The sequence below is a fragment of the Anaerobacillus alkalidiazotrophicus genome, assembly GCF_001866055.1.
Genome location: NZ_MLQS01000001.1, coordinates 921,183 through 935,107 on the forward strand (window position 1 = coordinate 921,183; position 13,925 = coordinate 935,107).

General features: G+C 41.4%; 7 protein-coding genes, 2 tRNA genes, 1 rRNA gene and 6 other annotated features (1 of these 16 only partly in view). Of the genes, 5 read left to right on the forward strand and 5 right to left on the reverse strand.

Annotated elements, in window-relative coordinates; genetic code table 11:
* From BKP45_RS04390 to BKP45_RS04415, 5 genes are all read right to left on the reverse strand, one after another.
* Nucleotides 1-1,256, reverse strand: a 23S ribosomal RNA gene (locus BKP45_RS04390); it reaches 1,276 nt to the left of the window's first position.
* Between the two features lie 446 nt (nt 1,257-1,702).
* Nucleotides 1,703-1,831 (reverse strand): hypothetical protein, encoded by a 129-nt coding sequence (locus BKP45_RS23215; protein WP_281243121.1) that lies wholly within the window; start codon nt 1,829-1,831, stop codon nt 1,703-1,705.
* 182 nt (nt 1,832-2,013) lie between these two features.
* Nucleotides 2,014-2,146: a sequence feature (16S ribosomal RNA rRNA prediction is too short), on the reverse strand.
* Between the two features lie 493 nt (nt 2,147-2,639).
* Nucleotides 2,640-2,715, reverse strand: a tRNA-Ala gene (locus tag BKP45_RS04395).
* 14 nt (nt 2,716-2,729) lie between these two features.
* Nucleotides 2,730-2,806: transfer RNA gene (locus tag BKP45_RS04400), tRNA-Ile, on the reverse strand.
* Nucleotides 2,807-3,086: 280 nt separating this feature from the next.
* Nucleotides 3,087-3,871: a sequence feature (most likely nonfunctional fraction of RNA operon), on the reverse strand.
* A gap of 13 nt (nt 3,872-3,884) precedes the next feature.
* Nucleotides 3,885-4,487: a sequence feature (23S ribosomal RNA rRNA prediction is too short), on the forward strand.
* Between the two features lie 8 nt (nt 4,488-4,495).
* Nucleotides 4,496-4,642 (forward strand) — a sequence feature (23S ribosomal RNA rRNA prediction is too short).
* Between the two features lie 208 nt (nt 4,643-4,850).
* Nucleotides 4,851-5,202, forward strand: a sequence feature (23S ribosomal RNA rRNA prediction is too short).
* A 9-nt stretch (nt 5,203-5,211) separates the two neighbouring features.
* Nucleotides 5,212-6,017 (forward strand) — a sequence feature (23S ribosomal RNA rRNA prediction is too short).
* A gap of 427 nt (nt 6,018-6,444) precedes the next feature.
* Entirely contained in the window at nt 6,445-7,176 is a 732-nt protein-coding gene (locus BKP45_RS04415) for a cytochrome c biogenesis CcdA family protein (protein WP_084787597.1), read from the reverse strand.
* Nucleotides 7,177-7,393: 217 nt separating this feature from the next.
* On the opposite strand from BKP45_RS04415, the gene BKP45_RS04420 reads away from it, so the two are divergent.
* From BKP45_RS04420 to BKP45_RS04440, 5 genes are all read left to right on the forward strand, one after another.
* Nucleotides 7,394-9,580, forward strand: a complete 2,187-nt coding sequence (locus BKP45_RS04420) for a transglycosylase domain-containing protein (RefSeq protein ID WP_071388508.1) — start codon at nt 7,394-7,396, stop codon at nt 9,578-9,580.
* A gap of 102 nt (nt 9,581-9,682) precedes the next feature.
* On the forward strand, nt 9,683-9,880 hold the full coding sequence (locus tag BKP45_RS04425; RefSeq protein ID WP_071388509.1) for a hypothetical protein: 198 nt from the start codon (nt 9,683-9,685) through the stop codon (nt 9,878-9,880).
* Between the two features lie 7 nt (nt 9,881-9,887).
* Nucleotides 9,888-11,009, forward strand: coding sequence for a GerAB/ArcD/ProY family transporter (locus BKP45_RS04430; RefSeq protein ID WP_071388510.1), 1,122 nt, complete (start codon nt 9,888-9,890; stop codon nt 11,007-11,009).
* Nucleotides 11,010-12,203, forward strand: a complete 1,194-nt coding sequence (locus tag BKP45_RS04435) for a Ger(x)C family spore germination protein (protein WP_071388511.1) — start codon at nt 11,010-11,012, stop codon at nt 12,201-12,203.
* Nucleotides 12,204-12,213: 10 nt separating this feature from the next.
* Nucleotides 12,214-13,740 (forward strand): spore germination protein, encoded by a 1,527-nt coding sequence (locus BKP45_RS04440; protein ID WP_071388512.1) that lies wholly within the window; start codon nt 12,214-12,216, stop codon nt 13,738-13,740.
* Nucleotides 13,741-13,925 lie beyond the last annotated feature (185 nt).

A 13,925-nucleotide genomic window follows, 5' to 3' on the forward strand; every position in this document is an offset into this window, starting at 1 on the left:
TTGGCATTTCACCCCTACCCACACCTCATCCCCGCACTTTTCAACGTGCGTGGGTTCGGGCCTCCATTCAGTGTTACCTGAACTTCACCCTGGACATGGGTAGATCACACGGTTTCGGGTCTACGACCACGTACTCATTCGCCCTATTCAGACTCGCTTTCGCTGCGGCTCCGCCTCATCAGCTTAACCTTGCACGTAATCGTAACTCGCCGGTTCATTCTACAAAAGGCACGCTGTCACTCATAAACGAGCTCCAACTACTTGTAGGCACACGGTTTCAGGATCTCTTTCACTCCCCTCCCGGGGTGCTTTTCACCTTTCCCTCACGGTACTGGTTCACTATCGGTCACTAGGAAGTATTTAGCCTTGGGAGATGGTCCTCCCGGATTCCGACGGGGTTTCACGTGTCCCGCCGTACTCAGGATACACTCTGGAGGAAACGAAGTTTCGATTACAGGGCTGTTACCTTGTTTCGCGGACCTTTCCAGATCGCTTCGTCTACTTCNACTACTTGTAGGCACACGGTTTCAGGATCTCTTTCACTCCCCTCCCGGGGTGCTTTTCACCTTTCCCTCACGGTACTGGTTCACTATCGGTCACTAGGAAGTATTTAGCCTTGGGAGATGGTCCTCCCGGATTCCGACGGGGTTTCACGTGTCCCGCCGTACTCAGGATACACTCTGGAGGAAACGAAGTTTCGATTACAGGGCTGTTACCTTGTTTCGCGGACCTTTCCAGATCGCTTCGTCTACTTCGTTTCTTTGTAACTCCGTNTAGAGTGTCCTACAACCCCAAGGGGCAAGCCCCTTGGTTTGGGCTGTTACCGTTTCGCTCGCCGCTACTCAGGTAATCGAATATTTCTTTCTCTTCCTCTGGGTACTTAGATGTTTCAGTTCCCCAGGTCTGCCTTCTCATACCCTATGTATTCAGATATGGATACCATCCCATTACGGATGGTGGGTTCCCCCATTCGGAAATCCCCGGATCAAAGTTTACTTACAACTCCCCGAGGCATATCGCTGTTCTCAGGTAATCGAATATTTCTTTCTCTTCCTCTGGGTACTTAGATGTTTCAGTTCCCCAGGTCTNCCTTCTCATACCCTATGTATTCAGATATGGATACCATCCCATTACGGATGGTGGGTTCCCCCATTCGGAAATCCCCGGATCAAAGTTTACTTACAACTCCCCGAGGCATATCGCTGTTCGTCGCGTCCTTCGTCGGCTCCTAGTGCCAAGGCATTCACCGTGCGCCCTTTCTAACTTAACCTAAATTTTTGCGATAAACTTCGAATATCTTCGTTGCCTGCGCTTTTTNCGTTGCTCATGTATCCTTAAAATACACTCCGCTACTCAAAAGCTTGGCGCCTCGATCTTCTCGTTTCTCTCAAAAATTACATTTTTCCGTGATAAGCTTCGCATTTCTTCGTCAGCTTCCTTCGGTAATCATACTCATGTGCCTTTAAGCACACTCCGGTGATTTCCTCAGTTGCTTCCTCGAACTACTCGCTTCTCTCAAAAAAATACCTGTTTTTTCAAAAGGATTTTTCGTCGAATTGAATTCTTGACTACTCAAGATTTACTCAAAGTCATAATGACTTCCGGTAAAACTTAAATGTATTGTTGTTATCTAGTTTTCAAAGAACGATTCGGCAAATGATAAACTTCGTATTTCTTCGTCAACTGCGCTCCCCAATCGTCCTCATGTACCCTTAAATGTACACTCTGGCGATTGCCTCGCTTGTTTCCTCGAACTACTCGCTTCTAATTTGCCTCTGGTAATTGATAAGCGGCGAATTTCTTCGTCAGTTCCTTCGTTAATCATCCTCATGTGCCCATAAGCACACTCCGGTGATTTCCTCAGTCATTTCCTCGAACTTCTTGCTTCTAAATTACCTCTATTAATTATTTAATTGAAGGATTATTCCTTCAAAACTGAAACACAGCGTCAGCGTACTTTTCTCTAAAGAAAAGCATCGACTAGAGTTTTAACTCCATAGAAAGGAGGTGATCCAGCCGCACCTTCCGATACGGCTACCTTGTTACGACTTCACCCCAATCATCTGTCCCACCTTAGGCGGCTGGCTCCAAAAGGTTACCCCACCGACTTCGGGTGTTACAAACTCTCGTGGTGTGACGGGCGGTGTGTACAAGGCCCGGGAACGTATTCACCGCGGCATGCTGATCCGCGATTACTAGCAATTCCGGCTTCATGGGATCAAAGTTTACTTACAACTCCCCGAGGCATATCGCGGATCAAAGTTTACTTACAACTCCCCTAGTGCCAAGGCATTCACCGTGCGCCCTTTCTAACTTAACCTAATTTTTCCGTAATAAGCTGCGGATCTCTTCGTTGGCTTCGCTTTTCTGCGCTGCTCATGTATCCTTAAACATACACTCCGCTGCTCGAAAGCTCGCCGCCTCGACCTCCTTGCTTCTTCCGAAAAAATACCTGTTTTTTCAAAAGGATTTTTCGTCGAATTGAATTCTTGACTACTCAAGATTTACTCAAAGTCATAATGACTTCCGGTAAAACTTAAATGTATTAGTTGTTATCTAGTTTTCAAAGAACGATTCCGCACCAAAAAGGCGACTTGATAAATATAACACCATTTGATTAATGATGTCAATAACTTCTTTGGTGGAGCCTAGCGGGATCGAACCGCTGACCTCCTGCGTGCAAGGCAGGCGCTCTCCCAGCTGAGCTAAGGCCCCTAAACTTAATTGTATGGTGGGCCTAAGTGGACTCGAACCACCGACCTCACGCTTATCAGGCGTGCGCTCTAACCAGCTGAGCTATAGGCCCATACAGAGTTTTTTTGCTTTACCATGAGATTTTTCTCTCAAAAAAGCTACTGACTTTAAAAGCATCATGAGATACTTCTGTGAATTGATTACATGCAACTTTACGTCGATGAAGCTTATTGCAACTACACTTGTAGACGTAAACGCACGGTCTAAATTCAGATCAGTAAACAATATAATCTGGAAGGTTATTCTTCCAAAACTGAACACAAAAGCACAAGCGGTACTTTTCCCTAAGAAAAGCATCGACTAGAGTTATACTCCATAGAAAGGAGGTGATCCAGCCGCACCTTCCGATACGGCTACCTTGTTACGACTTCACCCCAATCATCTGTCCCACCTTAGGCGGCTGGCTCCAAAAGGTTACCCCACCGACTTCGGGTGTTACAAACTCTCGTGGTGTGACGGGCGGTGTGTACAAGGCCCGGGAACGTATTCACCGCGGCATGCTGATCCGCGATTACTAGCAATTCCGGCTTCATGTAAATGGGGGGACGCAGAAAGGTAGGGTAAGCGCACTGATGGATATGTGCGTCCAAGCAGTTAGGCTGAGAAGTAGGCAAATCCGCTTCTCGCGAAGGCTGAGCTGTGATGGCGAGCGAAATTTAAGTAGCGAAGTTCCTGATCCTACACTGCCAAGAAAAGCCTCTAGCGAGGTGAGAGGTGCCCGTACCGCAAACCGACACAGGTAGGCGAGAAGAGAATTCTAAGACGCTCGGGAGAACTCTCGTTAAGGAACTCGGCAAAATGACCCCGTAACTTCGGGAGAAGGGGTGCTCTGATAGGGTGTTAAAGCCCGAGAGAGCCGCAGTGAATAGATCCAAGCGACTGTTTAGCAAAAACACAGGTCTCTGCGAAGCCGCAAGGCGAAGTATAGGGGCTGACACCTGCCCGGTGCTGGAAGGTTAAGAGGAGGGGTTATCCGTAAGGAGAAGCTCTGAATTGAAGCCCCAGTAAACGGCGGCCGTAACTATAACGGTCCTAAGGTAGCGAAATTCCTTGTCGGGTAAGTTCCGACCCGCACGAATGGTGTAACGATTTGGATACTGTCTCAACGAGAGACCCGGTGAAATTATATTACCTGTGAAGATGCAGGTTACCCGCGACAGGACGGAAAGACCCCATGGAGCTTTACTGTAGCTTGATATTGGATTTTGGTACAGTTTGTACAGGATAGGTAGGAGCCTGAGAACCCGGAGCGCCAGCTTCGGTGGAGGCGTCGGTGGGATACTACCCTGACTGTATTGAAATTCTAACCTAGGACCGTGATCCGGTTCGGGGACAGTGTCAGGTGGGCAGTTTGACTGGGGCGGTCGCCTCCTAAACAGTAACGGAGGCGCCCAAAGGTTCCCTCAGAATGGTTGGAAATCATTCGTAGAGTGCAAAGGCAAAAGGGAGCTTGACTGCGAGACCTACAAGTCGAGCAGGGACGAAAGTCGGGCTTAGTGATCCGGTGGTTCCGCATGGAAGGGCCATCGCTCAACGGATAAAAGCTACCCTGGGGATAACAGGCTTATCTCCCCCAAGAGTCCACATCGACGGGGAGGTTTGGCACCTCGATGTCGGCTCATCGCATCCTGGGGCTGAAGTAGGTCCCAAGGGTTGGGCTGTTCGCCCATTAAAGCGGTACGCGAGCTGGGTTCAGAACGTCGTGAGACAGTTCGGTCCCTATCCGTCGCGGGCGTAGGAAATTTGAGAGGAGCTGTCCTTAGTACGAGAGGACCGGGATGGACATACCGCTGGTGTACCAGTTGTTCCGCCAGGAGCATAGCTGGGTAGCTACGTATGGAAGGGATAAGTGCTGAAAGCATCTAAGAATGGGGGGACGCAGAAAGGTAGGGTAAGCGCACTGATGGATATGTGCGTCCAAGCAGTTAGGCTGAGAAGTAGGCAAATCCGCTTCTCGCGAAGGCTGAGCTGTGATGGCGAGCGAAATTTAAGTAGCGAAGTTCCTGATCCTACACTGCCAAGAAAAGCCTCTAGCGAGGTGAGAGGTGCCCGTACCGCAAACCGACACAGGTAGGCGAGAAGAGAATTCTAAGACGCTCGGGAGAACTCTCGTTAAGGAACTCGGCAAAATGACCCCGTAACTTCGGGAGAAGGGGTGCTCTGATAGGGTGTTAAAGCCCGAGAGAGCCGCAGTGAATAGATCCAAGCGACTGTTTAGCAAAAACACAGGTCTCTGCGAAGCCGCAAGGCGAAGTATAGGGGCTGACACCTGCCCGGTGCTGGAAGGTTAAGAGGAGGGGTTATCCGTAAGGAGAAGCTCTGAATTGAAGCCCCAGTAAACGGCGGCCGTAACTATAACGGTCCTAAGGTAGCGAAATTCCTTGTCGGGTAAGTTCCGACCCGCACGAATGGTGTAACGATTTGGATACTGTCTCAACGAGAGACCCGGTGAAATTATATTACCTGTGAAGATGCAGGTTACCCGCGACAGGACGGAAAGACCCCATGGAGCTTTACTGTAGCTTGATATTGGATTTTGGTACAGTTTGTACAGGATAGGTAGGAGCCTGAGAACCCGGAGCGCCAGCTTCGGTGGAGGCGTCGGTGGGATACTACCCTGACTGTATTGAAATTCTAACCTAGGACCGTGATCCGGTTCGGGGACAGTGTCAGGTGGGCAGTTTGACTGGGGCGGTCGCCTCCTAAACAGTAACGGAGGCGCCCAAAGGTTCCCTCAGAATGGTTGGAAATCATTCGTAGAGTGCAAAGGCAAAAGGGAGCTTGACTGCGAGACCTACAAGTCGAGCAGGGACGAAAGTCGGGCTTAGTGATCCGGTGGTTCCGCATGGAAGGGCCATCGCTCAACGGATAAAAGCTACCCTGGGGATAACAGGCTTATCTCCCCCAAGAGTCCACATCGACGGGGAGGTTTGGCACCTCGATGTCGGCTCATCGCATCCTGGGGCTGAAGTAGGTCCCAAGGGTTGGGCTGTTCGCCCATTAAAGCGGTACGCGAGCTGGGTTCAGAACGTCGTGAGACAGTTCGGTCCCTATCCGTCGCGGGCGTAGGAAATTTGAGAGGAGCTGTCCTTAGTACGAGAGGACCGGGATGGACATACCGCTGGTGTACCAGTTGTTCCGCCAGGAGCATAGCTGGGTAGCTACGTATGGAAGGGATAAGTGCTGAAAGCATCTAAGCTCCTGATAAAAACGTTCTTTAAATTCTTTTGTGTAAGAAATATTTGTTTCACTTACTTTCTCGATCAAAGGATTGGACCGTAGTTGATTTTGTTGTTCTTCTGAAAATTTGTTTTTCCCCATTTTACAACCTCACCTGTTTGAATAATTAAACTATAACAAAAAAAAGACCCTGCAAAACAGAGTCAGTAAAAAAATTCAAGGACAAGCCTCTTTTTTTAAACTGTCTATTTTACAGGGTCCATTTTACCTTTAGCTAGCTCTGTTTACAGTTTAATGAATTTCATAATCCATCATTATTGCTACTGAAATACTATATCTAGTTTCGTTGTAGCGTTCGTAACTAGATATAGATTTGTGTAGCGCGTTTTTTGTAATTGTGAAATTCACTCAGTTAAGAAAAAATTTTCGGTTATTTACTTTCAGTTTAATAAGAAAGTGGTATGCGAGAAATTATCTAGTATTTTTCAGCGATAAATAAAAAACTGTGCATTAAAAGTTAAATGGAATATATTGAGCTAACCATCCAGAAATACGAGCAAATAACCCAGTATATAAAAGAATACCAAGAATAATCATAACAATACCACTAGTCTTTTGAATCATTGGTAAATACTTATTCATTCTTCTAATCTTATTTAGTGATCGTGAGTAAAGGAGAGCCACTAGCAGAAACGGAATACCAAGCCCGATAGAGTACACGAATAATAAAAACATCCCTGATGCCATTGTTCCGCTTTGAGCAGCTAAAATAAGAATAGAAGATAGGACCAGTCCGATGCAAGGGGACCAGCCAGCACCAAATACAAACCCAAACCCCACTGAACCTAAAAAACTCATTGACTTCTTCGGTTTTGTTTGAAGCTTTTTTTCACTCATTAACATTTTTATAGAAAATAAACCAAGCATTTGTAAACCTAAGACAACGATAACTATGCCACCAATTTTCTCTAGTAATTCCCTATTTCTCATGAACAGTTGTCCGAAAGCGGTACTTGAGGCACCTAATAGTAGAAAGATAATGGTAAATCCAATAATAAAGCCTAGACTTCTAGAAATAATTAACTTTCGGTCTGCATGAAGTTGATTATCAGAAATGGACGTTCCGGTTAGCTGAGCCAAGTATGCAGGAACTAATGGGAAAATACAAGGTGATAAAAAAGAGACAATTCCAGCTAATAATGCTAGCCAAATCGAAATAAATGTAAATTCTGTAATGATCAATCAAAACACCTCTTAATTTATTATGGAGTACTAAAAACAACTTAAGGTATGAGTTTATCAAGTAATTTTCATGGAATATAAAAAACAACTTGTAACTTTATGATACCTTTGTTCGTATAGAAAAGAAAGTCGTAAAAGTTCACTATATGTCGAATGTGCGTTAATATTAGATTATACATCTATGAGATCAATATGAGCTCTAGAAAGGAGGTCTTTTATGCGTAAAAGCCTTGTAATTGGTATTACTCTATTTTCGTTTATGTTTATTTTAAGTTTCTCTATCTATATTACTATTATCCTGTTAGGAAACTATGCTATCGATAATAAAAAACTTGTTATGGATGCTGCAACGACCTTAGTCAATGAAGATGGGGAAATAATAACAAAACTTTTTGTTGAAAATCGTGAAATTGTACCAATTTCAACTGTGCCAAATCATGTACAAGAGGCCTTTGTAGCTGTTGAAGATGCTAGATTTTACGATCATCGTGGTATTGATTTTCGTGCAATTGGTAGAGCTTTGTATCGAGACATGATTGCTCGAGCGAAAGTTGAAGGTGGAAGCACAATTACACAGCAATTAGTAAAGAATACGTTTTTATCGAATGAAAAAACATTGATGAGAAAAACAAAAGAAGTAGTAATAGCTATAAATTTAGAGCGACGTTATAGTAAACAGGAAATTCTAGAGATGTATTTAAATAGAATTTACTTCGGACACGGGGCTTATGGGATACAAGCTGCTGCAAACCTTTATTTTAATAAAGATGTAAGTGAGCTTACGGTCGATGAAGGAGCGTTGTTAGCAAGTTTGCCCAAGGCCCCAAATACGTATTCTCCTTTTAATAATTTGGAATTAAGTAAACAAAGGAGAAACCTTACATTAAGTGTTATGGAACGAAGAGGTTATATATCCGCCGAAGATGCCGTTACTTTACAAAGACGTTCTATAAATGTAGATTTCAATAAAATTTCTGAAAATCCTGCTTATTTAACATACGTTGATATGGTATTAGAAGAGGCAGAATCGCTTTACCAATTATCAAATGCTGAGATCTTACGTGGGGGTTATACGATCGTTGTACCGATGGATACTCATCTTCAAAACAAGACTTATGATCTGTTTTTAGATGAAACATATTTCCCAAAGGATGGTCCTAATCAAAAGGTTGAAGCTGCCTTTGTACTTTTAGACAATGAAACAGGAGGAGTCACTGTAGCCCTAGGTGGTAGGGATTATGTAAGAAAAGGGATAAATCGAGTAAATGTTAAAAGACAGCCTGGCTCAACGATTAAGCCTCTAATTGTTTACAGTCCGGCTTTAGAGTCAGGGCTTTATGAGCCGTATTCGCTTCTGAAAGATGAATTAATAGATTATGCTGGGTATCAACCACGAAATTATAGTAACTACTATGATGGTGAGATTACTATGTACGATGCTTTGGTTAGTTCAGCTAATGCGCCGGCTGTTTGGCTGTTAAATGAATTAACGATTGAAGAGGGAAAGGGTTATTTAAAGGAATTTGGTATCTCTATTGAAGAAAAAGGTTTGGCACTTGCTTTAGGAGGAATGTCTGAAGGGTTAACACCACTTGAATTAGCGACTGCTTATCGTCCTTTTGCAAGTGAAGGTAACATGATAGAGCCTTATTTTATTTTAGAACTATATGATCGTAATGGTGAAAAAATAGTAGACGTTAATAAGGATGAACGCCAAGTGTTGTCTACTCAAACGGCTTGGTATATGACTAGAATGTTGGAAGCAGTTGTAACAGATGGTACTGCACGTCTCGGTCATATCGATGTAGCTTTAGCTGGAAAAACAGGAACAACTTCTTTTGTTGGAATAGAAGGAGCGGCTAGAGATGCTTGGTTCGTAGGCTTTACTCCTAGTGTAGTTGGATCATTATGGATGGGGTTTGATCGAACGGATCTTGACCACCATCTAACTGTAGGAAGTTCATATCCAACAAAATTATTTAAAGAAATTGTTAATGAAGCAGAGGTTGATAAGAACTTATTAGCATTTACAAAACCTGATCATGTAATTGAGTTAGAGTCGCCGGTTCGTCTCGTAGAGATTGATGATTTACATGCTTCTCTTTCTTTTAAAGGGCTAGGTTTAACTGTACATTTACAATGGTCAACGTCAGATGATAAAAGACTTTATTACCATATTTATGAAGTTAATCGTAGCGGGGAATTAATAAAGGTCGGACAAGTTGAAGGCAGTGGTGAGTATTTTGTTCGTGGAATTAATTTATTTTCATTAAATGATTATGTTGTAAAGGCGTATAATCCTCAAACAAATATTGAAGGTTTGCCTTCAAACCAGGCGAAAGTAAGTTTTTCATTAGTAGGTTTCGAAGACAGCAATATTCAAGAGATAAATAAAACTCCGTAGGTTTGGTTACCTACGGAGTTTTGTTATGTAGATATCATATACATATTTTAGGAAGTAAGGTGAAAAATACTATTATGATAAAAGTAGTTTGAGGAGATAGAGATGAACGATTTAATAGATCGAATATTAGGCTTTTTACCTCATCGAGGGATTTTCTGGACAGCTGTTGCGCTTTGTATTGTCATGTTTATTACACGCTCAGTAACAAATTGGTTAGTTGAAAAGGTTAAATTACCTTGGATGGAAGAAAAGAATCAAAAGCAAAGAAAAGCGTTTCAAGAAGGAAATGGTGCAAAGTAGGTGAACTATGGATCCAAATAACTATCAAATTTCAAAAATAGAAATGTCGGTAACGCTCATTAGTATGATTATCGGAGTTGGTATCTTAACTTTACCGCGTGCTTTAGCAACGTCAGTAGGAACACCAGATGGATGGATATCTGTTATTATCGGTGCCTTATTGACAATGGTTTTAATTTATTTTATCGCTCGGCTTCATCGGCATTTTCCTGGTGAAACACTTTTTACCTTTGTTAGTCAGTGCCCGAATGGAAAATGGATTGGACAGTTACTTACACTTCTGTTTATTGTGCATTTTTTGGCTTTGTTGTCTTATGAAGCTAGAATATTAACCATTGTTATTCGAATGTTTTTACTACCTGAAACACCTGCGGATATTACTGCAGCTGTCGTTTTTTTAGCCACTACTTATGCAGTTACGAAAGGACTTCAAGGTATTGTTCATTTAAATTTAATGTTCTTACCTATTGTATTGTCCATGATATTCCTTATTCTTATGTTTAGTATGGGTGAGGGACAATTGGATCACTTACGACCTATTGTAGCAGAGGGTATCCAACCAGTTTTATTAGGAGTTTCGGATACTGTTCTTTCTTATGCAGGAATTGAAATTTTATTTTTTTTTATTGCATTTATGAAGTTAAAAGATATTAAAGCCATTCCTATAAATGGAGGAATTGCGGTTGTAACGATTTTTTATATGTTAGTTGTTACTATTTCATATAGTGTGCTAACAGTTGTTGGAACGGAAGTCGTTGTTTTTCCGCTAGTAACTTTATCACAGGAATTAGAAATTGTCCAAGGCATTATTGAACGTATGGAACCGCTACTAATAACCGTTTGGATTATGACAATTTTTAATACAATGGCGATATGTCATTTTCTAGCTACAAGGTTAATTAAGGACGTCTTGATCAAGAAACCAAGGATTTCAACCATTGCGATCAGCATTACATTTTTTTCCTTTATGATTTCCTTTATCCCTAATTCAATCCAAGAAACGTTTACATTTGGTGGTTGGATTTCTTATTTTGCACTGTCAATCACGATGATTTCACTGATCATTGGCTATGTGTTCGTTGTCATTAATAAGAAAAGTCAAAAACAAAAGGGAAGCGAGATGATGTGAATGCTCCGTAAGTTTTTTTTTCTCTTTGTTGTTTTATCACTGTTAACTTCTTGTTGGGATTTAACAGAAATAGAGGAAGTCGGCTTTGTAGTAGCAGTTGCTTTAGATCCTTTAGAAAAAAAAGATTTAGAACTTTTTAAGGAACAGTTTCAAAAAGAAACAGGTATGTCACCAGGTCACCTATATAAAACAACGTACCAAGTAGTTATTCCAGGTGCAACTAGTGAAGAAGGAGGAGCCACAGAAGACGCTTTTTTTAATATTACTTCTGTCGGAAGAACGAATTTCAAAATGAACCGAACGATCTCAACACGGAGAAGTCGTCGCCCAAAGTATGAGCATTTAAAAGTCATCCTCATAAATGAAGAACTTTTGAAAACAGGGGCGATGATTGGCCACCTAATAGACTTTTACATAAGAGATCATGAAATGCGTAGAAACGCGTTGGTCTATATTTCTAAAGGAGCTGCTAATGGAAGTTTGCAACATAAACTCCCTCTTGAGATTATGCCAGCTAAGTCTATAAGGATGGTTCAAGAGAATTATAAAGCCAATCATGCGATGCCACCACCAAAAAAAATAGGTGATTTAGCAATAGATATTATTAATGAGCAAAGTTTTATTCTCCCAAGAATAACTCCATTTGAGGGAATTGATTTTAAAATCGCAGGTGCTGGAGTTTTTTTAGGAAGGACGAATGAGCTTGTTGGTTGGTTAGGAGAAATGGATTATTTAGCGTATAGCTTAGTAACTGGTGAAGCGTTTAATGCGATTTTAGAAGTTGATAAAGACGGTAAATTGTTTGTTTTGGAAATTGATACGATGGGGGCGATCGTCAATTATCAACGAAAAAATGATCAAGATTATTTTAAGATTGAAATTATGACTGAAGGATTTTTAGGTGAAAGTTGGCTAGGCGACATTGAACTGAGTGAAGATATGAATGAAATGTTAGAAATAGCGGTAAAGGAGCAAATTGAACATTTAGCCAAAAATATTATTCATAAAACTCAATCCGAATTTCACGCTGACATTTTTGGTTTATTTAAGGAGGTAAAGCAAAACAATTATCGTTACTGGAAAGGGATTGAAGATAATTGGGATGGAGAAGGAGGTATGTTTTCGAAGGCTACAATTGACGTTTCGGCCAAGGTAAAAATCAGACATTACATGACTGAAGAAAAAGTTTCATAAGGTGAGTGCGATGATAAAAAAATTATTTTCAAAGTTACATTCGACGGAAGTAAGGAAGGAAGCAGAATATCAAATTGAATTTACTGGTGACATTAATAAAACAGTCGAATCTATTAATAACATCGTCGGGGAAAGTGATGATATTATTCAAAGGGATTTTCTTATTGGTAAAAGAATTAGAGCAACACTTTTTTTTGTGGATGGATTATGCGATTCTGACAGTATAGAAGAAGATATCATTCGGCCATTGATTTACTTTACTGACCCTGAGCGATACGATGAAAAAGAGTTTCTACCATACTTACAAAATGAAGTTATTACTCTTTCTGAGTTAAAGATTGAAACATCGCTTGAAAAAGCAATGCTTCCGTTCCTTTCTGGTGAAACCATGCTGATTATCGATGGTTTAAAGGAGTTAATTCTTTTTGAAACCCGAAGATTTAATGAAAGAAGTATTGCAGAACCAGAAAGTGAAGTCGTCGTTCGTGGACCTAGAGATGGATTTGTTGAATCGTTACATACGAACATTCTACAAATACGTAGAAGAATTCGAGACCCAAACTTAACAGTACAATTTGGAACATTAGGCAGAAGAGCAAAAAGTGATATCGCAATCGTGTATATTAAAGGAGTTGCAAACGAAAAATTTATTGATGAAATTCGTTACAGAGTTTCTTGTATCAACAACGATAATGTTATGGAAACAGGTACGTTAGAACAATTTATTGAAGACAATGTATTATCTGTTTTTCCACAAATGTCTAGAACAGAACGACCTGATAAGATAGTTGGAGCGTTAATGAATGGAAATGTGGTCACTTTTCACGATGGCAGTCCGTTTGCATTAATGGCGCCGGTTATGCTTCATATGCTATTTCGTTCACCAGAAGACTACTATGATCGTTGGCAAATCGGGTCATTAATTCGGGTGCTGCGATATTTTGCCGCCCTAATCGCTATATTTCTTCCGGCTATATATATCGCAATGGTTTCCTTTCATCAAGGAATGATTCCGACTACATTAGCCATTTCAATTGCTGCTTCTAGGGAAGGGGTACCATTTCCAGCGTTTATTGAAGCGATAATTATGGAAGTAACGATTGAGTTATTACGTGAAGCGGGAGTGCGATTGCCAAGAGCTGTTGGACAAACGATTGGAATCGTTGGTGGCCTTGTTATCGGTGATGCAGCTGTTCGAGCGGGGATAGTTAGTCCGGTCATGGTTATCGTTGTTGCCCTAACTGCAATTGCCTCGTTCGCAATTCCAGCCTACAACATAAGCATTGCTTTTCGCGTAGTTCGTTTTATCATGATGTTAAGTGCCGCGGTGTTTGGATTATATGGACTTGTCATGGTTTATATCTTTATTAATATTCACCTTGTTGGTTTACGGAGTTTAGGTGCTTATTATACGGCACCATTTGCTCCCTACCAGTTTGGAGATTGGTTAGATTTACTTATTAGAGCACCTATAAGTGTTCTAACTAAACGCTCTACAGAATTGAAGCCACGAGATCAACAAAAGAAAGGTTTATAGTGCATCGTATTCCAGGTTGTGGAATACGATGCACTTTATACCGAAAGGGAATATTTTCTAATGAAATTTTATCAGTTTTATGAACTTTATATTTTATAAAAACAAAATGTTAAAAATATCACATATAAAATGATTGGTTATCGTTAAGATACTAATTAGGTAAATCAAAAAGCCCTGTTAGGAGG